We start from the raw sequence: 23,972 nt of genomic DNA, 5'->3' as shown, positions 1-23,972 counted from the left end.
TACCCTGAACTGGGCTTGATGCTGATTGTGAGGAGATGACGACGCCTGTTACGTCCCGCAGAAGGTCGCAAGCACCCGTTCGTCCGGCTTCGGCGGTGCCCGATAGGCGGCAAAGCCCGGCTGATCCTCATAGGGTTTTGAAAGCACGGTCAGCAGCGCCTCGAACAGCGAGAAATCGCCGTTCTCGACCGCGGCCTCGATCGCCTGCTCGACCCGGTGATTGCGTGGAATGAAGGCCGGATTGACGCTACGCATGGCAATGGCGCGCTCGGTGGCCGACTGCGGATCGCGCGACAGCCGCTCGCGCCACTGCGCAAGCCAGGCGCCGCAGGCCTCCGGTTCGCGGAAACTCGCCGCAAAACCCGGCTCTGCCGCGTCATCGCCGGCAAGATCCGACAGCCGCCGGAAGGTCAGGGTGAAATCGGCGGCCTGCGTCTGCATCAGCGACAGCAGTGCCTGCACCAGTTCGAGATCGCCGTCCTCTTGCCCGGCAAGGCCGATCTTCTCTCGCATGCCGGCCAGCCAATGCGCCTGGAACCGTTCGCCATAATTCTTGATCACCACATTCGCCTTGTCGACGGCGCTGTCGGGATTGGCGTCGATCAGCGACAGCAGTGTCTCGCCGAGCCTTGCAAGGTTCCATTGGCCGATGCCGGGCTGGTTGGCATAGGCATAACGCCCGTGCTGGTCGATCGACGAGAAGACGGTCGCCGGATCATAGGTATCCATGAAGGCGCAGGGGCCGAAATCGATGGTCTCGCCGGAGACGGTCATATTGTCGGTGTTCATCACGCCATGGATAAATCCGACATGCAGCCAGCGGGCGATCAACGCCGCCTGGCGCTCCGAGACCGCATCGAAAAGCGCGAGATAGGGGTTCTCGGCCTCTTTCAGCGCCGGATAATGCCGGTCGATCACATAGTCGGCCAGCGCCCGCACGCCGTCGGTGTCGCCCCTGGCCGCGAAATACTGGAAGGTGCCGACACGGATATGGCTGGCTGCGACGCGGGTGAAGACCGCGCCCGGCAGCACCTCTTCGCGATAGACCGGCTCGCCTGTCGTCACCGCCGCCAGCGCCCGCGTGGCGGGAATGCCGAGCGCAAACATCGCCTCGCTGATGATATATTCCCTGAGCACCGGCCCGATTGCCGCCCGGCCGTCGCCGCGTCTTGAAAAAGGCGTCGGGCCCGCACCCTTCAGCTGGATGTCATAGCGCTTGCCGTTGCGGTCGATCACCTCGCCGAGAAGGATCGCCCGCCCGTCGCCGAGCTGCGGCGAGAAGCCGCCGAACTGATGCCCGGCATAGGCCATGGCCAGCGGTTCGGCCCCTTCGGGCAGGAGATTGCCGGAAAAGATCGCCGCACCGTCGCGGCGCAGGGCCTCGACGTCAAGCCCGAGCTCGGCGGCGAGCGGCTCGTTCAGCTTGATCAGCCAGGGCTCCGCCACCGGCGTCGGCGCCTGCGGCGCAAAGAAGTGCTGAGGCAAGCCGACATAGCTGTTGTCGAACGGAAAGGCCGCACTGGGCCGGTTTGTCTGCAGGGCGGAGGTCATCACTCATAGGTAGGGCTGGGAGGCATGCCGCGCAAGCCGGGAGATGAAGACCTTCACGAAGAGCGGACGAGTGCAAGGAATCGTGATCTGCCTTTACCTCTCGTCAAAGCAGCTTTGCCATAAAGGACATAGCGCCGCCATGATCGCCGGCGTATAGCAAATCGTCTCCCCTTGGCCTTGCGCCAGTCATCTCCGCGGCCCAGCTGCTTCGTGTGCTCCGCCGCGCCACCGTGAGTGATTCCGGACGATGTCGGATCAGATTTACCAGGCGCCGATGGTTCGGCGCGCCGCGCCCAATTTCCGGGTGATCGCGATGATTGTCGCGAGTGCGATGCTGATGGAAAATATCGATGCGACCGTACTGGCGACGGCGCTGCCCACAATGGCGCGCGATTTCGCCGTCAGCGCGCCGGCCATGTCGATCGCACTCACCTCCTATCTCCTGAGCCTTGCGATCTTCATTCCGGCAAGCGGCCGGATGGCCGACAGTTTCGGCTCGCGCACCGTCTTCCGCGCCGCCATCGCCGTCTTCGTCGCCGGCTCCATCCTTTGTGCGCTCGCGCCGACGCTGTCCTTCCTGGTGCTGGCGCGGCTGCTGCAGGGCATGGGTGGCGCGATGATGATGCCGGTCGGGCGCCTGGTGCTGATGCGCAGCGTCGACCGCAAGGATATGGTCAGCGCCATGTCATGGCTGCTCGTGCCGGCGCTGATCGGCCCGATCATCGGTCCGCCGCTCGGCGGCTTCATCGTCACCTATCTCGACTGGCGCTGGATCTTCTATATCAACGTGCCGGTCGGCATCATCGGCATGATCTTCGTCTCGATCTACATTGACGAGGTGAAGGGCAAGGCCAGCGGTCCCTTCGATACAATCGGCTTCATCCTCTCCGGAATCTCGCTCGGCTCGCTGCTCTTCGGCTTCGAAATGTCGAGCCATGAAGGCGAGGGCGCCTTCTCGATCTTCCTGATCGCCCTTGGCCTCATCTTCGGCATCGCCTATCTCAAGCATGCCCGCAAGCACCCGTCGCCGATCATGGATTTCTCGCTGATGAAGGTCCCGAGTTTCGGCACGTCAGTCATCGCCGGTTCGTTGACGCGCATCACGCAAGGGGCGCAGCCCTTCCTGCTGCCGCTGCTTTTCCAGATCGGCTTCGGCCTGTCTGCCGCCGCGGCCGGCCAGATCGTCATCGCCACCGCGATCGGCGCGCTCGCCATGAAGCCGATGGCGAAGTTCGTCTTCAGCCGGCTGGGCTTCCGCCGCAGCCTCGTCCTCAACGGCATCTTCGGCACGATTGGCTATGGCCTCTGCGCCGCCTTCCGGCCGGACTGGCCGATGCCGCTGATCTTCGTCGTCCTGGTGCTCAGCGCCTTCTTCCTGTCGTTCCAGTTCACCGCCTATAACACCATTGCCTATGACGAGATCGACAAGGAGCGGATGAGCTCGGCCACCAGCTTCTACACCACCTTCCAGCAGCTGATGCTGTCGCTCGGCATCTGCATCGGCGCCTTGGCGCTGCACGGCTCCATGGCCCTGTCAGGCGCCGAAACGCCTGCTCTCGGCGATTTTTCGGCCGCATTCGTCGTCGTCACGATCATCTCGATCACCGCGACCTTCTGGAACCTGCGCTTCTCCCCGACCGCCGGCGAGGAGATCAGCGGCTACAAGGCCAAACCGTCGAAAGGCGCCGCCAAAGGCTGACGCCGGCTTTCCCTTCGTCAGAAGCCGACCGGCGCCCGCAGCCGCCTGCGTCGCGAGGACCGGCCCTCGCGCCAGTCCGCCTCAAGCCCATAGGTCACCTGGCCGTCGAAGCCGCCGAAGGCGAGATCGCTATCGCGCAGCGCCACCTCCACGGCCGCCTCAGGCTCGGGGCGCCTGTGCCGTCCCGTGATCGCAAGCCACAGATCGTGCCAGCCGTGCTCCCGTGTCACCACTCCCATCATCGTCCATCCAATCGTCATTCTCTCCTCCCTCTCAGGTCGTCACGCCGCCTGCGGCAGGCATGCCTCGCAGATCGCTGCAACATGGCGGTGGTCGGTGCCGCAGCAGCCGCCGAGCACGCGCACCGCGGGCATGCGGCCGAGCAGTTTGCGGTAGCGGCGGCCGAGATCTGCGGGATCGCCGGCATCCAGCGTCTCGCTATTGTCCAGCTGCTCGTGGCTCATGGTCGAGGCATTGGCGCGGATGCCGGAAATGCGCTTCACCCAGGCGCTTTCGGGATCGAGCGCGGCTTCGAAATGCGTCGGATGCGCGCAGTTGATCATGTAATAGGCCGGCGCCCCGCCGGTGGCCGCATCCGTCGTCTCGATGGCGTCCTGAATGCTGCGGCCCGTCACCAGCCGGCCATCCGTCTCCAGCGTGAAGGAGATGGCCGAAGGCATGCCGAGCGCCTGTGCCGCCCGCGCCACGCCGATCGCCTCGTCGATATTGGTCAGCGTAAAAGCGCTGACCATATCGGCCTCCGTGCCGGCGAAAGCCGCGATCTGGAAGGCGTGGTAGTCCTCCGCCTCGGCCGCATCCATGATGCCCGCCTTATAACCGTCACCGCGCGGGCCGATCGCGCCGCTGATGACGATCTGCTGCTCCGGCCGCTCATAGGCGCTGCGCAAGCCGACGAGCAGGTCGACGGCCTCCTCGTTGACCGCCTTCAAGGCTTCGCTGGTATAGCCGAGCTTCTGCCCCCAGTCCGGATTGGCCCGCCATGTGGCAGTGTCGAGCACGAAGCCTGTGCCGTGGCGCCGTGCGATATCGAGGTAGCGGCGATAGTAATTCCGCATGCGCTGCCGCCCCTCTTCGGAAGCCAGCAATATGAAGGCGGCAAAATGCGGAAGTTCGATCCCTTCGTGAAAGATCAACGTCGTTTCCATGCCGCCATCGGTAATGAAGGTGCCGCCTTTGAGTTGCGGCAAACCGTTTCTGTACTTTACCATTGTGAAGTCTCTCCCTCACAGCGCCAGAAACGGCTGCTGTCGATCAATGATGTTCTGACGCTTATTCGGCTGTCAAACTAGGCGACTTGAGGTATACTCCAGGCGGTTTTGGTTTTTGCCGATGGATATCAATTGCTTGCTTCACTCGATGCTGCCGGGGCGATGGCAGATCTGAATATGCGGCGCTGAAAACCGTACCGCCGGTACAGGAGCCAGGGCAGGAGGGGACATGCGAAAGGGCGAGGAAACGCGGACCCGCCTCCTCGATGTGGCCGAAGCGGCGGTCTTGCAGAAGGGTTTCGGCGGCACCTCCATCGAGGAGCTGATCGCCGAGACCGGCATCACCAAGAGCGGCTTCTTCTATCATTTCCGGGACAAGAACGAGCTCGCCAAGGCGCTGCTCAACCGCTACATCGAAAATGACGAGCGCATCTACGATGAGATCTTCAGCCGCGCGCGCGATCTGGTCGACGATCCGCTGCAATCCTTCCTGCTCGGTCTCAAACTGCTGTCCGAACTGCTCTCCGACCTGCCGAACGGCCATCCCGGCTGCCTCGTGGCGACCGTCTGCTACTACGAGCGGTTGTTCGACCGCGAGATACAGGAGACCAACCGGAATGCGGTGCTTGCATGGCGGCGCCGTTTCGGCCGCATGCTGCGGGAGATCATGGCCATCTATCCGCCGCGCGAACCCGTCAATGTCGACCAGCTCGCCGACATGGTGTCCTCCGTCCTGGAAGGCGGGATCGTCCTGTCGAAGACGCTGAAGGAGCCGAACACGCTGGCCGAACAGGTGCTGATGCTGCGCACCTTCGTGAAGATGCTCTTTCTGCCGGTGGTGGAAATGCCGAGGGCGTCGGGCGATTCAACTTTTCTTGGAAGCGCAGAACCGCACTGACTTTTTGAGGCCCCTCAGTCCTTACCTTCCAGCGCCGCTGCCAATTCGGCGAGCTTGCGCACGGTGTTGAGATTGCGCGAGGTTGCGGGCTTCAGCGCCGACAGTTTCAGCTTCGAGCGGCCGGATCCATTGGGATAATGCACATAGATTTCCCGGCCGGCGAGCTTGGCCTCCTCGCCATCGGGCGCCACCATCTTTTCCAGCGCATCACCGGGCGCCTTTTCGGGCAGGAAGTGGACGAGCAGGAAGTTCGGCTTGGCCTCGGGAAAGGGGGCGTCGGCAGCGATCTTGTCGAGTTCTTTGCGGCTGCGCACCATCACCCCTGGCCGCTTGCCCATCTTTTTGCCGAGCGCTTCGTCGAGCCGCTCCTCCACCGTCTTTTCCGCCTCGTCCGAGCGGAAAAGCACGTTGCCGCTCTGGATGTAGGTCTTCACCTCGGTAAAGCCGAGGCCTTCGCAGACTGCCTTCAGCTCGGCCATCGGCAGAGAGCTGGTGCCGCCGACATTGACGGCGCGGAGTAGGGCGACATAGACGGGCATTTCTCTCTCCCTGGCCTCTGTGACGCCCCACCCAACCCTTACATCTTCCCCGCAACCTTGATCGCAAACGCATACTCGAAGGCGATCTCTTCCAGCCGCTGGAAGCGGCCCGAAGCGCCGCCATGGCCGGCGTCCATATTCGTCTTGAGCAGGATCGGCGCGTCGCCGGTCGTCTTATCGCGCAGCTTCGCCACCCATTTGGCCGGCTCCCAATAGGTGACGCGCGGGTCCGTCAGGCCGCCGAGCGCCAGAACCGGCGGGTAGGCTTTCGCACCGACATTGTCATAGGGCGAGTAGGAGGCGATCTGCTCGTATTCTTCCTTGCTGTCGATCGGGTTGCCCCATTCCGGCCACTCGGGCGGGGTGAGCGGCAGCGTATCGTCCAGCATGGTGTTGAGCACGTCGACGAAGGGAACGGCGGCAATGATGCCGGCGAACTTCTCCGGCGCCATATTGGCAACCGCGCCCATCAGCATGCCGCCGGCCGATCCGCCCTCGGCGATGATCTTCGCGTAAGAGGTGAACTTCTGTTGATTCAGATAATCGGCCGCGGCGACGAAGTCCTTGAAGGTATTCGTCTTCTTGTCCATCTTGCCGTCTTCGTACCAGGCAAACCCCTTGTCCTTGCCGCCGCGGATATGGGCGATGGCATAGACGAAGCCGCGGTCGGCGAGCGACAAGCAATTGGTGTTGAAGCCGGCCGGAATGGTGATGCCGTAGGCGCCGTAGCCGTAGAGAAGGCAGGGTGCCGTGCCGTCGAGGGGGGTATCCCGGCGATAGAGCAGGGTGACCGGCACCTTCTCGCCATCCCAGGCCGGGGCGAAGACGCGGCGGGTGATGTAGTCGTCGGGATTGTGGCCGGACGGCACCTCCTGCGTCTTCAACAGCGTGCGTTCGCGCGTCACCATGTTGTAGTCGTAGAGCTGCGACGGTGTCGTCATCGAGGAATAGGAGAAGCGGATGATATCCGTGTCGTATTCGGCTGCACCCTGCAGCCCCAGCGAATAGGCTTCCTCGGCAAAGGCGATCGCATGCTCCTCGCCGGTCGCCCGGTCGCGGATCATGATCTGCGGCAGCCCGTCCTTGCGCTCCAGCCAGAGGAGATGGCGGGCATAGGCCATGTGGCTGATAACAAGCGTGCCGGGCTTGTGCGGCACCACTTCGCGCCAGTTTTCCTTGCCCGGCTTATCAACCGGCGCTTCCATGATCTTGAAATCCTTGGCGCCGCCGTCATTGGTCAGGATGTAGAAGACGTCGCCGCCCTCGGTCAGCGAATATTCGATGCCTTCCTCGCGCGCCGCCACAAGCTTCGGCTCGGCGGTCAGGTCCTTGGTCGACAGCAGCCGGTATTCGCTGGTCTCGTGGTCGTGAATATCGACATAGATGAAATCGTCGAGCAGCGAGCCGCCGACGCCCATGAAGAAGCCGGCATCCGGCTCTTCATAGACCAGCCGGTCTTCCGACTGCGGCTGGCCGAGAATGTGGTGGAATACCTTCGACGGCCGGTGGTTCTCGTCCAGCGCCGAATAGAAGAAGCTCTTGCCGTCGGGCGCCCAGACGCCGCCGCCGCCGGTATTCTCGATCCGGTCGGCAAGGTCCTCGCCGGTTGAGAGATCGCGGACCTGCAGCGTGAAGAATTCCGAGCCCTTGTCGTCATAGCCCCAGATGCCGCGGCTGTGGTCGCTCGTATGGTCGAGACCGGCGAGGCGGAAATAGGCCTTGCCGGCGGCCTCCTTGTCGCCGTCGAGCAGCACGGTGCGGATCGTCTCGTCGGCGACATTGCCGTCGCGGGCGATGCGGAAATAGCGCGGCTGTTCGCCGCCGGTGACATAAAAGGTGCCGTAGGCATAGGCGCCGTCCTTCATCGGCACCGAGCTGTCGTCCTCCTTGATGCGGCCGCGCATTTCGGAAAACAACACCTTCTGCAGCGGCTTGGTGTCTTCCATCGCTGCGTTCATATAGGCGTTTTCGGCTTCCAGATGCCGGCGGATATCAGGGTCGAGGATCGACGGATCCTTGAACATCGCCTGCCAGTTGTCGGCGCGCAGCCAGGCATAATCGTCCGTGCGGGTAATGCCGTGGCGCATATCGGAGATCGGCTTCTTCGGTGCGGCAGGCGGTGTCGGCAGACTTTTGAAAACGGACAAGGAATGGCTCCGGTGGGAATGTCGGGTTGGCAAGAGATAGAGGCGCACCGGCCCCGGATCAAGCGGCAAGGATGCGCCAAGGGTCGAGGTGCCCTTCCACAGGCAAGGAGGGCGCTCTGCCCGCCTTGCCTTGATGTCACCACAATATTTAAGAAAGTCCGCTCTCGTTGCGCGAAATTTGCACGTGCCAAGCCTCCGGCAAGCCGTCGGTGGCAGGGTGAAGAATGGACAACAGTAAGGGATTTTCTCCACAATGCCGAAACGTCTGCTCCTGTTTGTATCCCTCGCAAGCCTTGCTGCCCCCGCCTTCGCCGTCGATCCCGCCATCAAGAAGCAGCTGGAAAAACTCGATCCCTCGACCCGGCTGGAACAGAGCTGCGACACCGAGGCGATGAGCCGCATCAACAAGGACAGCACCGGCTTCAAGCCCGACAAGGTCATCGCCTATACGTTCAAGGACCCGATCCCCGGCGACAATTCGCTGCAGGCGCCGGGCGCGGTCTTCCGCAGCAAGGGCGACTGGTATCATCTCTCCTACAATTGCATCACCGGTCCGCAGCATATCAACGTGCGCGAGCTCAACTACGAGATCGGCGAGAAGGTGCCGCGCGAGAAGTGGGACAAGTATTATCTTTACGATTGATGCGGCTCCGTCCGCCCAAACGGGTGCGGTGACATCCGGCCACATGGCGCCGGGCAAACCCAACCGTTAGAACTGCCGGATCGAATCGTAGAAATCCACAATATGAACCGCATCCTGCTCGCTTCGGCGTTCCTACTGGCCAACATGTCCGCGGCATTGGCGGATGAAGTGCCGCCAACGCTGCCTGCCGCCGTTGGACCGGCCTCGGCCGTAATCAGCCCGGCCCCGAAGGCGCCGGCGCCAAAGCTCGTCGAGCCGCATCTGCATATCGCCCGCTCCAATCTTGCCGGCCACGCCCGCATTGCGCTGACCTTTGATGCCTGCATGGGCCAGGCGGACGAGCGCATCCTGTCGACGCTGGTGCGGGAACGCATCCCGGCGACGATCTTCGTCACCGCCCGCTGGCTGAAGCGCAATCCCGCTGCCGTCGCCGTGTTCCTGCAGAATCCCGATCTCTTCGAACTCGAAAACCATGGCGAGAACCATATTCCGGCCGTCGACACGCCGACGCTGATCTATGGCATCGCTTCCGCCGGATCACCGCAGGCGGTGCGGCAGGAAGTTGAAGGCGGCGCTGCCGCCATGGTCGCGGCCGGCATTCCGGCGCCGCACTGGTTCCGCGGCTCGACCGCCAAATACGATCTTTCCGCCATCGGCGAGATCCGCGCCATGGGTTATCGCATTGCCGGTTATTCGGTGAACGGCGACGGCGGCTCGCTGCTGGGAGCCGCGATCACCGAAAAGCGCATCGCTTCGGCCAGGGATGGCGATGTCGTCATCTCCCACGTCAACCAGCCGACCCATGCGGCCGGCGAGGGGGTGGCCAAGGCGTTGGTCGATCTGAAGGCCAAGGGGACCGAGTTCGTCCGCCTCGAGGACGTCGAGGACACCGGCGACGACAAGACGACGGAGTGATTTTGCGGCTGAAGGTATGCCAGGGGGGCGCCCACGCCACGACAGTCAATATGAGACCTTACCTCAGCTCCTTGCCCACCCGCACCACATCCTCTCCAAAACGGCGCAAACCCGGTCCGTCCCTGTCGAGCGCGAAATCCTCGAACCAGTCGCGCTGCATGCCGGCCAGCATGGCGCCGATCATCTGCGCGGCGAGATAGGAAAAGGTGATGCCGTTGCCGCCGTAGCCATAGGCGGCGAACACATGCGGCGTCTCCGGCACCGGGCCGATCAGCGGCAGGCCGTCGACCGTCTCACCGAAGGTGCCGCTCCAGGCGTGTTCCACCCGCGTATCCGCCTTCGGCCACAGCCGCTTCATCTTCTCCCGGATCGCCGTGATCTTGGCCGGCAGCTTGCGGTCGCGCGTCTGCGCGTCGATCGTCTCGTCATCCTCGCCGCCGGCGACGATGCGATTGTCCGCGGTCGTCCGCATGTAGAGATAGGGGTGGCTGTCCTCCCAGATCAGCGCCCTGTCGCGCCAGAAATGTGCCGGGTCCTGCGGCACGGTGGCGAGCGCCCAGCTCGAACTCGACCGATGCAGCTTCGGCATGTCGAGGCCCGGCATCGAATAGCCGGTCGCCAGCACGACATGCCGCGTCTCGATCAGATGGCCTCCATCCGTCTCCATCGTGACGTGATCGCCTTCGCTGTGAAGTGCCGTCACGGAAGCGTTGACCAGCCGCGCGCCGCGCCGTATCGCCATCTCCAGCAGCGCCCAGGTGAGAAGCAACGGATCGCATTCCGCCGAGCCCGGCGAATAGATCGCGCCATCCCGGTCGAGTTCGAATTGGGTGAAGAGATCGGGATGTTCGAGATAGACGCCGGGCAGGCCGGCCCGGCGGCGAAGCTGGCGCTCCTCCAGGAGATTGCGTGCGCCTTCCTGATTGGCGGCGAGATAGAGCGTGTTGCGCGGCCGGAAGCCGCAGGCAATCCCATTGGTGGCGATCAGCTTGGAAAGGCCGGCCACCGCGGCACCGCTGCGGCGGTAGATGCCGGCCGCGCGCTCGAAGCCATAATAATCCTCGAGCTCGGTGAGCGTGCTGTCGATTTCCCATTGCAGCATCGCCGTGCTCGCCGCGGTGCTGCCGAAACCGGGCTGCTCCCGGTCGATGACAACAACGGAAAAACCGCGCGCCGTCAGATGTTCGGCAACCAATGCGCCGGTGATGCCGCCGCCGATCACCGCGACGTCGGTGGAAAAGCTCTGCGCGATCGGCCGCCATTCCGGTCGTATGCCGCTTTTCCCCCAGAGAGAACGGCCGCTGACCATCTGGTCGTGATCGGATTCGGCAAGATCGAGATCAGCTGCCACGAACGTCCCCCCGGTTGATCATTTCGGCAATTGCGGCTGCGGTTTTTCCTCGATCAGCAGTTCGTCGATAACAGTCATGACGATCAGCGACAGCGGCAGCGCCAGCATGGCGCCGACGGCACCCCACATCCATGTCCAGAACAGGATGGCGAGAAAAACGACGAAGGGATTGATTTCCAACCGCCGCCCCATCACTGCGGGAAAGATCAGGTTCTCCATGAGGAGATGCACCGTGAAGAAGGCCGCGGCCGGCATCAGGCCGATGAGAAAGCCATCATGGGTGAGGATGCCGGCGACCGCGACGGCAAGCGTCATCAGCGTGATGCCAAGGTAAGGGATGAAGCTCGAGAGGAAGGCGAAGAAGCCCCAGAGCACCGGGGCAGACAGCCCGCCGGCATAGGCGATAACGGTCATGACGACGCCGAGCCCGACATAGATCAGCGAGGCCGTCGCGAAATAGAAGCCGAGCACCTGCTCGACAGCGTTGATGACGCGGATGGCTGCCAGCCGTTGCGTGCGGGTGCGGAAGGTCATGATGATCGTTTTGCGTAGGTTGACCCGACCAGCGAGGAAGAACAGCAGCGCCGCAAAGAATATCATCCCCTGCACCAGCGCCGGCGTCAGGCTGCTCGTCACCACATGCAGCACGTTGCCAGTGTTTTCGAGCAGTGCACCGATCGACATCGACCCGCTTTCGAATGTCGCTGGCGTAATATGCAGCCATCTGATGCGCTCGAGATAAGGCATGACGCGGTTGATGGTTCGCTCGGCGAAGGCCGGGCCTTCATTGGCAAACGTCATCAGCGGGTCGGCGAGCGAGTTGATAAGCAGGAAGATCACCAGCGCCACGCCGCTCGACAGCATGAAGGCGTTGGCAAGCCGCGGCACGCCCATCTTGCTGAGCTTTTCCGCCGCCATGCCGAGGATCATGCCGACGACGACGGCGAGCGTGATCGGAATGAGGATGAGCGACATCAGGTAGACGGCGGCAAGGAAGAGAATGCCGAAGATGCCGATGATCGCCCAGGCCATGGTGACATCGAGCCCGTCCTTTTCCAGACGGTGCAGCGGCGGCGGCGGCGGCAGTTCTTCCGCGGCTTCCTTCAGCGACTGTGCCCAGGCGCTGGTGTGGCGTTCGCCGATTGCGATCTTCTTTGCTTGTTTGCGGATGCCATTGGCGATGCCCATGCGGTGAGGTCCCCGAAGCCCCATTGCTTCCTCACGGAAACGCGCTGACAGGGTTCCGGTTCCGTGACGGGACTGACCATCCGATACGCTGCATGCCGCATGTCTTTGAGTCGACGGCATTGCTCCATGGCGCAAGCCTCTTCAACCGTTATGGCTGACCCGACGCGACCTGGAAATTATGCCGAAAGCGTCAGGCCGATGCCCCAGGGATCCTTGAGGAATACGCCGCCGTCGCGCTTCTCGCTCTTGATCTCCAGTGCATCGAGCTTGGAGACTGCCGCATCCAGCGTCGCCTTGTCATTGAAGCGGACCTTGTAGTCCGAAAGCCCGGTCATGTTGCCGGCGCGCGCAGTGGCACCGCGGCTGTTCCAGATATTGGCGGCGAGATGGTGATGGTAGCCGCCGGTCGCAAAGAAGCTCGCGCCGGGATAACGCGCCATCAGCTTGAGGCCGAGAACGTCGTGGTAGAAGGCGTCGGCCTGCGGGATGTCGCCGACCTGCAGATGCAGGTGGCCGATCGCCGTCCCCGCAGCCATGCCATCCCAGCGCTCATCAGGCGCACTGTTGTAGAGCGCCTGGAGGTCGAGGCGCAGCGTCGCCATCTCCACCATGCCATCCTGGTGGAACTTCCATTGTTCGTGCGGCCGGTCGGCATAGATCTCGATGCCATTGCCTTCGGGATCGGACAGATAGATCGCCTCGCTGACGAGATGATCCGAGGCGCCGTCGAGCACGACATTATTGTGTGCCGCATGGCGCAGCCAGCGTGCGAGTTCGACCCGGTTCGGCACCAGGAAGGCGGTGTGGAAAAGGCCGGCGGCATTGCGGGGCGCGATCGCAGCATCTTTTGCCGTGGTCAGCGTCAGCAACGGCAGATCGCCGACACCCAGCACTTCGCCGCTCGCCGTCTTCTCGATCACCTTCAGGCCGAGCATCGATTGATAGAAGCCGGACACCAGGCCGAGGTCGGTCACGACGAGATGCGACTGATCGATATAGGCAGGCCGCGTCAGCGCATAGGAAGTTTCGCTCGTCATGGATGGCTCTCCTGGAGAATTGGCCCGTGAAAGGGAAGGCGTACCGGCTGTGGCGGCAAACACGCCGCCCGTGGCAAGCTCAAGGAAGTTTCGCCGGTTCATTCGTCTTTATCTCCCTGGCTGCCGTACTTGACCCCTATATGGCGCATTCCGATTGTTCACAGAAGACCCGTTTTTGACGATGAAGCGTTGAACAGATGTTGACGATGGCTTGCGCCCACTTGATTGCGATCAATGCGCTCATATCTTCTTTAGAGGAAGCTTATATATCTCAGTCATGGAGGGAAGCCATGTACAGGAAGATCATCGTAGCGATCGCGCTCGGCGGTATCGAAAAGGGAGAAAAGATCCTCCGCAAGGCCGCGTCCTTGCTCGATGACGGCGGCGAGATCATCGCGCTCAACGTCATCGAAGATGTGCCGAGCTATGTCGCGATCGAACTGCCGGCCAATATGGTCGAGGACGCCATGCAGGACAGCCGCGACAAGCTGCAAGCGCTGCTCGCGACCAGCGGCGTCACGGCAACCGTCGAGATCCGCAACGGTCCACCTGCCAAAGCCATCATCTCGACCGCCGAAAGCCACGGCGCCGATCTCATCATCGTCGCCTCGCACGTTCCGGACTTTTCCAACTACTTCATCGGCGCCACTGCCGATCGGGTCGTGCGCCATGCCAAATGCTCGGTGCTGGTCGACCGGCAGAAGATTTGATCCTGGGCCACTGCCTGTTCGGCGTGTCGTGCGTCGGCCGCAGTCCTTGTCCGCGTACCATCAAAGGCAGCGCAGACTGCCTGCCTGGCTGTCACGAAGATTTACCGCCGGTGCGCTTTGCCGCAGTTGCGCCTCCACCCGTTCGATGCGACGATTGCAACCGGGGTATGAAACGGATTGGCGTGCATGGCCGAGTTCAACGGCATTCGCTGGGCTTACGACAGATATGAACTGATCGCCGACGGTATCGTCCACGGCGTCGGTCTCGTGCTGGCGCTGATCGGCGCCACCGTCCTGATTTTCTACGCCACGGTCTGGAGCTCCTACGGCGCGCTCGCCGCCGCCTGGATCTATGGCGTCGGGCTGGTGCTGACGCTGGCCATTTCCTTTTCCTACAACGCCTGGCCGGTCTCGCGTACGAAATGGTACCTGCGCCGCTTCGACCATTCGGCGATCTTCCTGCTGATCGCCGCCACCTACACGCCCTTCCTCGAACGCGGCGCCGACGATCCACTGCTCCTGTTCATGCTGGTCGCGATCTGGCTGTTCGCCGCTATCGGCATTATCCTGAAATGCGTCTTTCCCGGGCGCTACGATCGCCTCGCCATCCTGCTTTATCTCGCCATGGGCTGGAGCGGCGTGCTGGTGGCCGGGCCTGTCGCCGCGCGCATTCCCTCGGCCTCGATGCTGCTGATCGTCATCGGCGGCGTCATCTATTCGCTCGGCGTCATCTTCCATGTCTGGGAGAAGCTGCGCTTCCAGAACGCCATCTGGCACGGTTTCGTCGTCACCGCCGCGGCGGTGCATTATTCGGCCGTCTTCACCTGTTTCAGCCTGCCGGCGCCGGGTGTCTGAACGACGGCCGTTTACATCTGTCTGGGTCGGGCGTATGCCGCCTTCGCAGACAATGTGAACCTGAGCATCATGACAGACGCTGTCCTCCTCCGCGACGCCACCGAAGCCGATCTTTCCGCCATCCGCGATATCTACAATCACGCCGTCGAGCACACGACGGCGATCTGGAACGACACGCTGGTCGATCTTGAAAATCGGCTGGAATGGTTCAAGGCGCGCAAGGCGCGGGGCTTTCCTGTCATCGTCGCCGAGATGGCGGGCAAGGTCGCGGGTTACGCCTCCTATGGTGACTGGCGGGCCTTCGACGGTTACCGCCACACGGTGGAGCATTCCGTCTATGTCGACAAGGATTGCCGCGGTGCCGGCATCGGCGAGCGCCTGATGCGGGAACTGATCGCACGTGCCGCGGCCGCCAATATCCATGTGATGATCGCCGGCATCGAGGCTGAGAACACCGCCTCGATCAGGCTGCACGAAAAGCTCGGTTTCCGCATCGCCGGCAGATTTTCCGAGGTCGGCACCAAGTTCGGCCGCTGGCTGGACCTCACCTGCATGGAGCTTCGCCTGCCTCTGGAGTCGTTCGGCAACCCATTGTGAAGGGCGCTTGCCATCTTTTTATTGTAGTCTGAGCTGTGTAAGAAAGTGGAAGAAGCCTGCTTCGCCGCAGGCGGCTTCAGAATGTCACGGAGGTGAACAGTTCAATGGCAATGCACAGATCGTCGCTCGGTCTCCTTGCCCTCATTCTACTGGCATTTCCGCCGGTTGCAGCACGCGCCGCCGATTGCGGCAGCCTGGCATCGCCAAAGCTCGACTGGCAGGAATGCACCAAGAAGAACCTGATGCTGCAGGGCAGTGATCTCGAAGGCGCCAATCTCTTCGGCACCGATTTCTCGCTGACCGATCTCGCCGGCGCCAACGTCAAATCCGCCAATCTCGAGAAGGCGACCTTGGTGCGCGCCTCGCTCGAGGGCGCACATGCCGAAGGCGCCAACTTCGCCAAGATCGAGGCCTATCGCGCCAGCTTCGCCAATATCATCGCCGAAGGCGCTTCCTTTGCCGGCGCCGAGTTGCAGCGGGCCAATTTCGCCAGCGCCCGGCTTGCCGGCGCAAGCTTCGAAAAGGCCGAACTCGGCCGCGCCGATTTCGACAAGGCGGTGCTGACGGGGACGAAATTCTCTTTCGCCAATCTCTCCCGCGCCGATCTCTCCGGCGCGGCCCTCGAAGGCCCGGCGATGTTCGAACGCGCCTTCATGTTCTTGACCCGCATCGAAGGTCTCGACCTCTCGGCCGCAACCGGGCTCGAACAGGCGCAGATCGACCTTGCCTGCGGCGATGCCTCGACCAAGCTGCCGGCCGGCCTCTCCGCCCCGACAAGCTGGCCCTGTCCCGCCGACCACGAGTGATGGGTCCGTACCGCTCTACGCCGCGTCCGTGATGTAGAGGTAGAATTCCATCATGCCGCCATCGGGGCTGCCTGTTTTGGCGAATGTTTCCCGCCGCCGGTGCACCCGCTCCGCAACGCGCCGCGAGGGAATGTTGTCGGGCCTGACGATGGAGACGATGCGCGCAAGACTAAAGGTATCAAGCGCGTGGTCCCGGCATGCGGTGGCTGCCTCGACCGCATAGCCCTTGCCCCAATGGTCGCGCCACAGATGATAGCCGATCTCAGGTTCCAGCCCCGCAGACGTTTCCTGCATCGTTATGCCGCAATCTCCGAGCAACGCGCCGCTCTGCCGGTCCGTCACCGCCCAGAGGCCGAAACCGTGACTGGCATAACTGTCGAAGGCGAGCCTCTGAAACCAGAGCGCGGTTTCGTCGAAACTCTTGATGCCGGGGTAATAACGCATGGATTCGGCATCGCTGAAAATGCGGTGGAGAAACGGCAGGTCGGCAGGCGTGATCTCCCGCAGCACCAGCCGATCGGTCTTCAGGATATCTCCCGCCATTGGCTTCTCCTGGGACTACCGGTCCGTCGATAGCGTGAACGACACAGAAGATCAGCGGCTCATTGCATCCGGACGAGCCGCTTGCCGATGGCGCGGCTCAGCACTTACTTTCCGGGTTCGAACACCATGGAATGGCCGTTGATGCAGTAGCGCAGGCCGGTCGGCGGCGGGCCGTCGGGAAAGACGTGGCCGAGATGGGCCTCGCAGGCGCCGCAGCGGATTTCGGTGCGCACCATGCCAAAGGTCGTGTCGCGATGTTCGGTCACCGCATCGGGCGAGACTGCCTCGAAATAGCTTGGCCAGCCGCAGCCGGCATCGAATTTGGTGTCGGAGCGGAAAAGCGGGGCATTGCAGCCGACGCAGCGGTAAAGCCCTGTCTCGAAGGAATCCCAATAGGGGCCGGTGAAGGCGCGTTCGGTGCCGTGCTGGCGCGTGATGCGGTATTGCTCAGGCGTGAGCTGCTCTTTCCATTCGGCATCGGTCTTGTGGATCTTGGCGGTGGTTGCAGTTTCGGACATGCCATGCTCCTTTCGCCGAGGGGCGGTTCCGTTTCGCGCAAAATGTGGTGCGCCGTCACCGATTCATCAAGTCTTGGGCACCATCCTGCCCAATTCGCCGTGTACCGCTTTTGGGGGAGGACGCTTGCTCTTACATCCGTTAGGGGTTTTCTGTTAGGGTTAATGTTACGTGCATTGGGGAATCACTGGTGTTTGAAGCAGCAATCGTCCTGCTCTACGGCCTCGTCGCCGTGGCCGCCATGGCGGTCACGCTTTTGGAAGGCTGGGCCAACCATGACGGCTTGACGCTCCATCGTCTCGCCGGCCTCTTAGCCTGCCTGCTCTGGCCGCTGACGCTTCTGGTCTTCGTCCTGCACGGCTGCGTCGCCCGGCTGCTGACGCGTCTTTCCCGGCCGACGGCCTGATCGACGGCCCGGTCTGCGGTCTGAACCGCTTCGAACACACCTGCAGCTTTGCCTGCGGCCGAAATCGCTTGAGGCGCCCTCCCGTTTCGCCTAAGTCATGAAGACAGGCCGGTTTTCGCTGGCATTTCGTTTCTTTTGCGGTTGGGGAGGAGACATGGCCGATGTCACGGCTCTGACATTTCTGGCCCTGTGTCTCCCGCTCGCCGGCGCTCTTGCCGCCCCCTTCGTCATCCGCATGCTCGGTGCCAACGGGGCCTGGCTTCTGGCGATCGCGCCCTTGCTCGCCTTCCTGCATTTCCTGCGTTTCGTCCCGCAGATCGCGCGCGGCCAGGTCGTCACCGGCGGGTATGCCTGGGTACCGAGCTATCATCTCTCCTTCTCCTGGTTCCTCGACGGCCTGTCGCTGGCTTTCGCGCTGCTGATCACCGGCATCGGCACCCTGATCGTGCTTTACGCCGGCGGCTATCTCAAGGGACACAAGGATCAGGGCCGCTTCTTCTCCTTCATCTTTCTCTTCATGGGCGCGATGCTCGGCCTCGTCGTTTCCGACAGTTTCCTGATGCTCTTCATCTTCTGGGAACTGACATCGATCACCTCCTTCCTGCTGATCGGTTTCGATCACGAGCGGGAAGCGGCTCGCCGCGCCGCCCTGCAGGCGCTTGTTGTGACCGGCGGGGGAGGGCTCTGCCTGTTGGCCGGCCTGCTGCTGCTCTGGAACATCACAGGCGTCACGCAGATGTCTGAGCTCACAGGCTTCGGCGATGTCGTGCGCGAAAGTCCGCTCTATCTCGCCGCCCTCATCCTGGTCCTGGGCGGTGCCTTCACCAAGTCGGCGCAGTTTCCCTTTCATTTCTGGCTGCCGAACGCCATGGAGGCGCCGACGCCGGTTTCGGCCTACCTGCATTCGGCCACCATGGTGAAAGCCGGCGTCTATCTCTTGATGCGGCTCAATCCCGTCATGGGGGCGACGGCTGCCTGGGAAATCCTTCTGCCCTTCTTCGGCGGGCTGACGCTGGTGGTCGGCACCACGCTCGCCATCCGCCAGACAGACCTGAAGCTCAAGCTTGCCTATACCACCGTCTCATCGCTCGGCCTGCTGGTCATGCTGATCGGCTTCGGCTCGGAACATGCGGTGGAGGCGGCGGCCCTCTATCTGGTGGCGCATTCGCTATTCAAGGGCGCGCTCTTCATGGTCGCCGGCATCATCGATCACGAGACCGGCACACGCGATATCACCAGGCTCCGCGGCCTGATGCGGGCGATGCCGCTGACTTGGATCATTGCGCTCGCGGCGGCTTTCTCCATGGCCGGCCTGCCGCCCTTCTTCGGCTTCCTCGCCAAGGAGGAGATCTATACCGCCCTTATCGGCGGCGACATCCGCGCGCTGACCTTCACCGCCATAACCGTCTTCGGCAATGCGCTGATGTTCGCGATCGCCTTCGCCGTGGCGCTGAAGCCCTTCCTCGGCCAGCCGGTGGAGACGCCGAAACATCCGCACGAAGCGCCCGTCCTGCTCTGGCTCGGCCCGGCCGTTCTCGCCATCCTCGGCCTGCTCGCGGCGGTCTTTTCGACTTTCACCCATGCCGTTCTGTCCTCGCCGATATCAGCCGCCATCCGCCAGACCCCTGTGGAAATCGACATTTCGCTGACGCCGCATCTCGGCCTGCCTTTGGCACTCTCCGCTCTGACCGTGCTCGTCGGCATCGGCGTCTACTGGCAGCTCGCGCCCGCCCGCTCTGCGATGGCCGTCCTCCTGCGTGCGGCCGGGCGCGGGCCGGATCACGGTTTCGACCTCGCCATATCCGGCCTTGTCCGCTTCGCCGCCCGCGCCATGCGTGTGCTCCATCCGGGGCGGCTCGAGATCTATGTCACCTGCACTTTCCTCTGCGTTGCCGCCATCCTCATCGTCCCGCTTGTCGTCTATGGCGAACTGCCGCGTCTTCCCGCCTGGCCGGCCGATGTCAGGCTGCATGAATGGGCGGTCTTCCTGATCGCCGCCTTCGGCCTTGCCGCCGTGCTCGTCGCCCGCGACCGGCTGACGGCGATCGTCTCGCTCGGCATCCAGGGTTTCGCCGTCGCCATCATCTTCCTGCTGTTCGGTGCGCCGGATCTCGCCTTCACCCAGTTCATGGTCGAAACGCTGTCGGTGGTCATCCTCGCCCTCGTCATGACCAGGCTTCGCCTCTCGCCCGCCGACCGGCGCCCGCTCGGCCGCAGGCTCTTCGACGGAGCGCTTGCACTGGTCTGCGGCCTCGGCTTCGCGCTTCTGCTGATGCGGGCGACCGAGGCGCCGTTCAACGACGCGCTGACGGTCTTTTTCAACACCTATTCGAAATCGATTGCCCACGGCGCCAATGTCGTCAACGTCATCATCGTCGATTTCCGCGGCACCGACACACTCGGCGAAATCGCCGTCGTCACCGTCACCGGCCTCGCCATCCTGGCGCTGATCCGCATGCGCGCCGGCGCCGAGCGCAAGCTTGCCGCCAATGATCCCGGGCTGGAGGGCTGATCCGATGAACACCCTGATCTTCCGCACCGTCGCCCCGTTCCTCACCGCGCTGATGCTGCTGTTTTCCGTCTTCGTGCTGCTGCGCGGCCACAACGAGCCGGGCGGCGGCTTCATCGGCGGGCTGATCGCCGCCTCGGGACTGGCGATCTACGGCATTGCCAGCGGCGTTGCCGCCGTTCGCCGGGCGCTGTTCTTCCATCCGCTGTCGATTGCCGGCTTCGGCCTGCTGCTGTCGACCCTGGCCGGCCTTCTCTCCATCCTCTTTGCCGTTCCCTTCATGACCGGCCTCTGGATCTATCCGAACCTCTTCGGTCTCGAAGTGCCGCTGTCGAGCGTCATGCTCTTCGATGTCGGCGTCTATCTCGTCGTGCTCGGCGCCATCACCTCGATCGCGCTGGCATTGGAAGAAAAGGAGGTGGGATGATGGAGCCGCTTCTTTCGATCCTCGTCGGCCTGTTCTTCGCCGCCGCCATCTATCTCTTGCTGTCGAAATTCTCGATCCGCATCGTGCTCGGCATCGCCATCCTCGGCAATGCCGTCAACCTGCTGCTCTTCACCGGTGGCCGGCTGACGCGCGGGGTGCCGCCGATCATTCCGGCGGGTCTCGAAACCTTGCCCGTAGGTGCGGCCAACCCGCTGCCGCAGGCCCTCATCCTGACGGCGATCGTCATCTCCTTCTCCTTCCTCGCCTTCCTGCTGGTGCTGACCTATCGCGCCTATCAGGACCTCGGCACCGACGACACCAACGACATGCGCGCCGCCGAGCCCGACGACCGGCCGCTGCCGCCATTGGGGTATTGAGGCGGATGCTGGTGCGGATGCTTGCCCCATGGCAAACCCTTTCTCGCGGTAGTGGAGGCGTCACCTGATGGCCGCCCCAACCACCGTCGATCTCTCCGATGCCCTGATCGCCGCCCCGGTGCCGCTCGCCCATTGGCTCGCCATCCTGCCGGTCGCCCATTGCATCACGCTCGGTGCGGTTCTGCTGATGCTCCGTGGCTATCCACGTGTGCAGGCCTGGCTTGCCATATCAGGGCTTGCGGGCCTGGCGCTGATCGATGCGGCGCTGCTCGCCAAGGTCGCAGCCGAAGGGCCGCTGACCATGGTCATGGGGCGCTGGCTGCCGCCCTTCGGCATCGCCTTCACCGTCGATCTCTTCGGTGCGCTGATGACCTTCACAGCAGCTCTTGCGGCGCTCGCCGGCGGCATCTATGCGCTGGCCGATATCGGTCAGAGCGGCCGGCGGTACGGTTTCTTCCCGCTGCTCATGCTGCTGATGGCCGGCGTCACCGGCGCCTTTCTCACAGGCGATATCTTCAATCTCTATGTCTGGTTCGAGGTGCTGCTGATCTCTTCCTTCGGGCTGATCATCCTCGGCTCCGAACGTGAACAGATCGACGGCGCGCTGAAATATGCGGTGCTCAATCTCATCGCCACGACGCTGTTCCTGATCGGCGTCGGCATTCTCTATGCTGCCTTCGGCACGCTCAACATGGCCGATATCGCCGCAAGAGCGAGGGATTTGCGCGGCACCGCACCGCTGATGACGCTGGCGAGCCTCTTCCTGCTCGCCTTCGGTATGAAGGCGGCCGCCTTCCCGGTGAATTTCTGGCTGCCCGCCGCCTATCATACGCCGCGCATCGTGGTCTCCGCGCTGTTTGCCGGCCTGCTCACCAAGGTCGGCATCTACGCGCTGATACGGGTGATCGTCATGCTGCTGCCGGTGGAACGCGCGGAACTGAGTCCGCTGATCGCGCTCACCGCTGCCGCTACCATTGTCGTCGGCGCTCTCGGCGCTCTTGCCGAAAACGATATCCGCAGGCTGTTCGGCTATGTCGTCATATCGGGCATCGGCAACATGCTCGCCGGCGTCGCTCTCGGCGGCGTCAGCGGCCTTGGCGGCATCAGCGGCGCGGTCTTCTATGCGCTCCATTCCATGGTGCTGATGACCGCACTTTATCTTGCCGCCGGCGAGATCGCCCGGCGCGGCGGCGGCTTTTCACTGTCAGCCCTCGGCGGGCTCTACCGGCAAAGCGGCGGCTTCACCGCGCTCTCCCTGGTGCTCTTCCTGGCTGCCTGCGGCTTGCCGCCCTTTTCCGGCTTCTGGCCGAAAGTCATGCTCGTCAAGGCCTCGCTCGATAGCGGCGCCTGGTGGCTGGCGGCGGCGATTCTCGTCGGCGGTTTTTTGACGACGATCGCCTTCGGCCGCCTCTTCCTGCTCGTCTATTGGCGCCCGGCGGCGATGGTGCTCGCTCCGTCGAGAGCGAACTGGCGCACCGGCCTGCCGCTCGCCGCGCTGACGGCGCTGGTCATCGGCTTCGGCATCCTGCCGGAGCGGCTGCTGGCGCTGTCGCAATCGGCGGCCGCCGGCCTTGTCGAACCAGGGGCCTATCTTCATTCGGTCTTCCCGGGAGGCGCGCGGTGATCGCCTTCCTCTTCAACCTGCTGCTGGCCATTGCCTGGGTCGCCGTCACCGGCAGCGCCTCGCTGCACAATCTCGTCTTCGGCTTCCTGCTTGGGGCCCTGGCGCTGGTCGTCATCCGCGACTCTTTCGGCGGCAAGGGGGGGCATATCCCTCGCATCGGCCCGCTGCTCTCGCTCGCCGCTTTGTTCCTGAAGGAATTGTCGCTGTCGGCCTGGAAGGTCACGGTCACCGTGCTCTCGCCCGATATGAAGCTGAAGCCCGGCATCTTCGCCTTCCCTTTGACGGTGACGAGCGATTTCGAGATCACCTTGCTCGCAAACCTCATCACCCTGACGCCCGGCACGCTTTCGGTCGACGTCTCCACAGATCGCCGCACGCTTTATGTCCACGCGCTCGATTGTTCCGATCCGGAGGCGAGCAAGCGTGACATCGCCAACGGTTTTGAACGCAAGATCATGGAGGCCTTCCGGTGATCACACCTGCCGCCATCGTCGCGGTCGCATCCTCGGCCGCACTCGTCATCCTCGGCCTGGCGCTGATTCTGACGGTCTGGCGCGTCGTCGCCGGGCCGACATTGCCGGATCGTATCCTGGCGCTCGACATGCTGACCGGCATCGCCATCGGTTTCATCAGCGTCATCGCGGTCAAAACCGGCTTTTCGCTCTATATCGATATCGCCATCTCGCTCGGTCTCGTTGGCTTCCTGGCGACGGTCGCCTTCGCCCGATTCGTGCTGTCGCGCGGCAACATCAAATCGCCGCCTTCCGCAGCTGCAGCAAAGGGTGGCGGGAATAAGCGCCGGGCAGGGGGCAAGACGCGATGATGGATTATCTCGTGGCTGCGATCACCGCTGCGTTGCTGATTGCCGGGGCGTTCTTTGCGCTGGCGGCGGCGATCGGCCTGGTCAGATTGCCCGATCTCTACATGCGCATGCACTCGGCCTCGAAGGCCGGTACGGTCGGCTCAGGCCTGCTGCTGCTTGCCGCCGGCCTCTATTCGCAAGATCTGGCGATTCTCGCCCGCGCCATTGCCGGCTTCGTCTTCTTCCTGCTGACAGCGCCGGTGTCTGCCCATCTGCTTGCCAGAGCTGCCCATCATTCGGGATATGATCTCGCTGCACTCTCGGTTCGTGACGATATGCCGGATCGCTGAGCCTGTGCTGTTTGGCGACTTTACCAGATTTATGCAAAACTTATGCACAGGAAGCTGTGAGTAAAGCTTGCCGGAAAGCCCTTCAATTCTTCATCTGTCATTTTTTCTCAAGAAAAACGACAAATAATAATTGGCCTTTTGGCCAAACGATGGTATTTGAAAATGCAAGTAGAGTTCTGATTGTGAATTGCAATCGTACTGCTTCCAAGTCCCTCAGTTTTGATTTTTAATGTCTAAACTGAGGCCGTCGCGT

The 23,972-nt window shown here is 62.9% G+C and carries 26 protein-coding genes; 16 read left to right on the top strand and 10 right to left on the bottom strand.

Annotation, left to right across the window (positions count from 1 at the left end; all coding sequences use genetic code 11):
- Positions 1-48 precede the first annotated feature (48 nt).
- Positions 49-1,551 (bottom strand): protein adenylyltransferase SelO, encoded by a 1,503-nt coding sequence (locus EEQ99_RS10810; protein WP_097542713.1) that lies wholly within the window; start codon positions 1,549-1,551, stop codon positions 49-51.
- A 247-nt stretch (positions 1,552-1,798) separates the two neighbouring features.
- On the opposite strand from EEQ99_RS10810, the gene EEQ99_RS10805 reads away from it, so the two are divergent.
- On the top strand, positions 1,799-3,250 hold the full coding sequence (locus tag EEQ99_RS10805; protein ID WP_025570158.1) for an MFS transporter: 1,452 nt from the start codon (positions 1,799-1,801) through the stop codon (positions 3,248-3,250).
- Between the two features lie 17 nt (positions 3,251-3,267).
- Here the strand turns inward: EEQ99_RS10805 and EEQ99_RS10800 are convergent, their stop codons facing one another.
- Both EEQ99_RS10800 and EEQ99_RS10795 read right to left on the bottom strand, forming a co-directional pair.
- On the bottom strand, positions 3,268-3,510 hold the full coding sequence (locus tag EEQ99_RS10800) for a hypothetical protein (RefSeq protein ID WP_028756890.1): 243 nt from the start codon (positions 3,508-3,510) through the stop codon (positions 3,268-3,270).
- A 21-nt stretch (positions 3,511-3,531) separates the two neighbouring features.
- The gene (locus EEQ99_RS10795) at positions 3,532-4,479 is read right to left on the bottom strand and encodes a homocysteine S-methyltransferase family protein (RefSeq protein ID WP_025570161.1); all 948 of its coding nucleotides are present in this window, start codon (positions 4,477-4,479) and stop codon (positions 3,532-3,534) included.
- A gap of 229 nt (positions 4,480-4,708) precedes the next feature.
- Here EEQ99_RS10795 and EEQ99_RS10790 point away from each other — a divergent pair, with 229 nt between their 5' ends.
- The gene (locus EEQ99_RS10790; protein ID WP_127430397.1) at positions 4,709-5,377 is read left to right on the top strand and encodes a TetR/AcrR family transcriptional regulator; all 669 of its coding nucleotides are present in this window, start codon (positions 4,709-4,711) and stop codon (positions 5,375-5,377) included.
- Between the two features lie 14 nt (positions 5,378-5,391).
- Here the strand turns inward: EEQ99_RS10790 and EEQ99_RS10785 are convergent, their stop codons facing one another.
- Positions 5,392-5,916, bottom strand: a complete 525-nt coding sequence (locus tag EEQ99_RS10785) for a DUF1697 domain-containing protein (RefSeq protein WP_047614278.1) — start codon at positions 5,914-5,916, stop codon at positions 5,392-5,394.
- A 38-nt stretch (positions 5,917-5,954) separates the two neighbouring features.
- A complete protein-coding gene (locus tag EEQ99_RS10780) occupies positions 5,955-8,063 on the bottom strand; it encodes a S9 family peptidase (RefSeq protein ID WP_127430396.1) in 2,109 nt (702 codons plus the stop codon).
- 253 nt (positions 8,064-8,316) lie between these two features.
- Between EEQ99_RS10780 and EEQ99_RS10775 the strand changes: the two genes are divergently transcribed.
- Together EEQ99_RS10775 and EEQ99_RS10770 are read left to right on the top strand one after the other, a co-directional pair.
- A complete protein-coding gene (locus EEQ99_RS10775; RefSeq protein WP_025570167.1) occupies positions 8,317-8,706 on the top strand; it encodes a DUF930 domain-containing protein in 390 nt (129 codons plus the stop codon).
- A 102-nt stretch (positions 8,707-8,808) separates the two neighbouring features.
- On the top strand, positions 8,809-9,621 hold the full coding sequence (locus tag EEQ99_RS10770) for a polysaccharide deacetylase family protein (protein WP_127430395.1): 813 nt from the start codon (positions 8,809-8,811) through the stop codon (positions 9,619-9,621).
- A gap of 58 nt (positions 9,622-9,679) precedes the next feature.
- Here the strand turns inward: EEQ99_RS10770 and EEQ99_RS10765 are convergent, their stop codons facing one another.
- The 3 genes from EEQ99_RS10765 to EEQ99_RS10755 form a co-directional block, all read right to left on the bottom strand.
- Entirely contained in the window at positions 9,680-10,972 is a 1,293-nt protein-coding gene (locus tag EEQ99_RS10765) for an NAD(P)/FAD-dependent oxidoreductase (protein WP_063476646.1), read from the bottom strand.
- 18 nt (positions 10,973-10,990) lie between these two features.
- A complete protein-coding gene (locus EEQ99_RS10760; protein ID WP_025570172.1) occupies positions 10,991-12,160 on the bottom strand; it encodes an AI-2E family transporter in 1,170 nt (389 codons plus the stop codon).
- A gap of 176 nt (positions 12,161-12,336) precedes the next feature.
- A complete protein-coding gene (locus EEQ99_RS10755; RefSeq protein ID WP_063476647.1) occupies positions 12,337-13,197 on the bottom strand; it encodes a VOC family protein in 861 nt (286 codons plus the stop codon).
- A 290-nt stretch (positions 13,198-13,487) separates the two neighbouring features.
- On the opposite strand from EEQ99_RS10755, the gene EEQ99_RS10750 reads away from it, so the two are divergent.
- From EEQ99_RS10750 to EEQ99_RS10735, 4 genes are all read left to right on the top strand, one after another.
- Complete coding sequence (locus EEQ99_RS10750; RefSeq protein WP_127430394.1) at positions 13,488-13,907, top strand: universal stress protein; 420 nt, start codon at positions 13,488-13,490, stop codon at positions 13,905-13,907.
- A 186-nt stretch (positions 13,908-14,093) separates the two neighbouring features.
- Positions 14,094-14,762, top strand: coding sequence for a PAQR family membrane homeostasis protein TrhA (gene trhA / locus EEQ99_RS10745; protein WP_028756898.1), 669 nt, complete (start codon positions 14,094-14,096; stop codon positions 14,760-14,762).
- Between the two features lie 69 nt (positions 14,763-14,831).
- On the top strand, positions 14,832-15,359 hold the full coding sequence (locus EEQ99_RS10740; protein WP_127430393.1) for a GNAT family N-acetyltransferase: 528 nt from the start codon (positions 14,832-14,834) through the stop codon (positions 15,357-15,359).
- Between the two features lie 104 nt (positions 15,360-15,463).
- Positions 15,464-16,165 (top strand): pentapeptide repeat-containing protein, encoded by a 702-nt coding sequence (locus EEQ99_RS10735; RefSeq protein ID WP_025570647.1) that lies wholly within the window; start codon positions 15,464-15,466, stop codon positions 16,163-16,165.
- 15 nt (positions 16,166-16,180) lie between these two features.
- Here the strand turns inward: EEQ99_RS10735 and EEQ99_RS10730 are convergent, their stop codons facing one another.
- Together EEQ99_RS10730 and msrB are read right to left on the bottom strand one after the other, a co-directional pair.
- Positions 16,181-16,708, bottom strand: coding sequence for a GNAT family N-acetyltransferase (locus EEQ99_RS10730; protein ID WP_097623223.1), 528 nt, complete (start codon positions 16,706-16,708; stop codon positions 16,181-16,183).
- Positions 16,709-16,812: 104 nt separating this feature from the next.
- The gene (gene msrB, locus EEQ99_RS10725; RefSeq protein WP_025570650.1) at positions 16,813-17,226 is read right to left on the bottom strand and encodes a peptide-methionine (R)-S-oxide reductase MsrB; all 414 of its coding nucleotides are present in this window, start codon (positions 17,224-17,226) and stop codon (positions 16,813-16,815) included.
- A gap of 188 nt (positions 17,227-17,414) precedes the next feature.
- Here msrB and EEQ99_RS10720 point away from each other — a divergent pair, with 188 nt between their 5' ends.
- The 8 genes from EEQ99_RS10720 (at position 17,415) to mnhG (ending at position 23,719) form a co-directional block, all read left to right on the top strand.
- Complete coding sequence (locus EEQ99_RS10720; protein WP_029868214.1) at positions 17,415-17,630, top strand: hypothetical protein; 216 nt, start codon at positions 17,415-17,417, stop codon at positions 17,628-17,630.
- A gap of 154 nt (positions 17,631-17,784) precedes the next feature.
- The gene (locus EEQ99_RS10715) at positions 17,785-20,142 is read left to right on the top strand and encodes a putative monovalent cation/H+ antiporter subunit A (RefSeq protein ID WP_127430392.1); all 2,358 of its coding nucleotides are present in this window, start codon (positions 17,785-17,787) and stop codon (positions 20,140-20,142) included.
- Between the two features lie 4 nt (positions 20,143-20,146).
- Positions 20,147-20,566 carry a Na(+)/H(+) antiporter subunit B gene (locus EEQ99_RS10710; protein ID WP_028757652.1) on the top strand — a complete coding sequence of 140 codons (420 nt, stop codon included), beginning with the start codon at positions 20,147-20,149 and terminating at the stop codon, positions 20,564-20,566.
- Positions 20,563-20,943, top strand: coding sequence for a Na+/H+ antiporter subunit C (locus EEQ99_RS10705; RefSeq protein WP_373289070.1), 381 nt, complete (start codon positions 20,563-20,565; stop codon positions 20,941-20,943). The genes EEQ99_RS10710 and EEQ99_RS10705 overlap by 4 nt, the downstream gene beginning before the upstream one ends.
- Before the next feature lie 67 nt (positions 20,944-21,010).
- On the top strand, positions 21,011-22,567 hold the full coding sequence (locus EEQ99_RS10700; RefSeq protein ID WP_047614294.1) for a Na+/H+ antiporter subunit D: 1,557 nt from the start codon (positions 21,011-21,013) through the stop codon (positions 22,565-22,567).
- Positions 22,564-23,040, top strand: coding sequence for a Na+/H+ antiporter subunit E (locus EEQ99_RS10695; RefSeq protein WP_127430391.1), 477 nt, complete (start codon positions 22,564-22,566; stop codon positions 23,038-23,040). Before EEQ99_RS10700 ends, EEQ99_RS10695 begins: the two co-directional genes overlap by 4 nt.
- Positions 23,037-23,390, top strand: coding sequence for a cation:proton antiporter (locus EEQ99_RS10690; protein WP_063476654.1), 354 nt, complete (start codon positions 23,037-23,039; stop codon positions 23,388-23,390). The genes EEQ99_RS10695 and EEQ99_RS10690 overlap by 4 nt, the downstream gene beginning before the upstream one ends.
- Positions 23,387-23,719 (top strand): monovalent cation/H(+) antiporter subunit G, encoded by a 333-nt coding sequence (gene mnhG, locus EEQ99_RS10685; RefSeq protein ID WP_097542706.1) that lies wholly within the window; start codon positions 23,387-23,389, stop codon positions 23,717-23,719. The genes EEQ99_RS10690 and mnhG overlap by 4 nt, the downstream gene beginning before the upstream one ends.
- Positions 23,720-23,972: the final 253 nt, after the last annotated feature.

Source organism: Rhizobium anhuiense, from assembly GCF_003985145.1.
GTDB classification, from domain to species: Bacteria; Pseudomonadota; Alphaproteobacteria; order Rhizobiales; family Rhizobiaceae; genus Rhizobium; species Rhizobium anhuiense.
This window is presented reverse-complemented; position numbering and strand designations above follow the sequence as displayed.

Coding starts and splice junctions, on each gene's coding strand:
- msrB (WP_025570650.1), bottom strand. CDS start 17,226: ATGTCCGAAACTGCAACCACCGCCAAGATCCACAAGACCGATGCCGAA.
- EEQ99_RS10800 (WP_028756890.1), bottom strand. CDS start 3,510: ATGACGATTGGATGGACGATGATGGGAGTGGTGACACGGGAGCACGGC.
- EEQ99_RS10790 (WP_127430397.1), top strand. CDS start 4,709: ATGCGAAAGGGCGAGGAAACGCGGACCCGCCTCCTCGATGTGGCCGAA.
- EEQ99_RS10715 (WP_127430392.1), top strand. CDS start 17,785: ATGGCCGATGTCACGGCTCTGACATTTCTGGCCCTGTGTCTCCCGCTC.
- EEQ99_RS10705 (WP_373289070.1), top strand. CDS start 20,563: ATGATGGAGCCGCTTCTTTCGATCCTCGTCGGCCTGTTCTTCGCCGCC.
- EEQ99_RS10810 (WP_097542713.1), bottom strand. CDS start 1,551: ATGACCTCCGCCCTGCAGACAAACCGGCCCAGTGCGGCCTTTCCGTTC.
- EEQ99_RS10755 (WP_063476647.1), bottom strand. CDS start 13,197: ATGACGAGCGAAACTTCCTATGCGCTGACGCGGCCTGCCTATATCGAT.
- mnhG (WP_097542706.1), top strand. CDS start 23,387: ATGATGGATTATCTCGTGGCTGCGATCACCGCTGCGTTGCTGATTGCC.
- EEQ99_RS10740 (WP_127430393.1), top strand. CDS start 14,832: ATGACAGACGCTGTCCTCCTCCGCGACGCCACCGAAGCCGATCTTTCC.
- EEQ99_RS10805 (WP_025570158.1), top strand. CDS start 1,799: ATGTCGGATCAGATTTACCAGGCGCCGATGGTTCGGCGCGCCGCGCCC.
- EEQ99_RS10770 (WP_127430395.1), top strand. CDS start 8,809: ATGAACCGCATCCTGCTCGCTTCGGCGTTCCTACTGGCCAACATGTCC.
- EEQ99_RS10785 (WP_047614278.1), bottom strand. CDS start 5,916: ATGCCCGTCTATGTCGCCCTACTCCGCGCCGTCAATGTCGGCGGCACC.
- EEQ99_RS10795 (WP_025570161.1), bottom strand. CDS start 4,479: ATGGTAAAGTACAGAAACGGTTTGCCGCAACTCAAAGGCGGCACCTTC.
- EEQ99_RS10775 (WP_025570167.1), top strand. CDS start 8,317: ATGCCGAAACGTCTGCTCCTGTTTGTATCCCTCGCAAGCCTTGCTGCC.
- EEQ99_RS10730 (WP_097623223.1), bottom strand. CDS start 16,708: ATGGCGGGAGATATCCTGAAGACCGATCGGCTGGTGCTGCGGGAGATC.
- EEQ99_RS10735 (WP_025570647.1), top strand. CDS start 15,464: ATGGCAATGCACAGATCGTCGCTCGGTCTCCTTGCCCTCATTCTACTG.
- trhA (WP_028756898.1), top strand. CDS start 14,094: ATGGCCGAGTTCAACGGCATTCGCTGGGCTTACGACAGATATGAACTG.
- EEQ99_RS10760 (WP_025570172.1), bottom strand. CDS start 12,160: ATGGGCATCGCCAATGGCATCCGCAAACAAGCAAAGAAGATCGCAATC.
- EEQ99_RS10750 (WP_127430394.1), top strand. CDS start 13,488: ATGTACAGGAAGATCATCGTAGCGATCGCGCTCGGCGGTATCGAAAAG.
- EEQ99_RS10700 (WP_047614294.1), top strand. CDS start 21,011: ATGGCCGCCCCAACCACCGTCGATCTCTCCGATGCCCTGATCGCCGCC.
- EEQ99_RS10710 (WP_028757652.1), top strand. CDS start 20,147: ATGAACACCCTGATCTTCCGCACCGTCGCCCCGTTCCTCACCGCGCTG.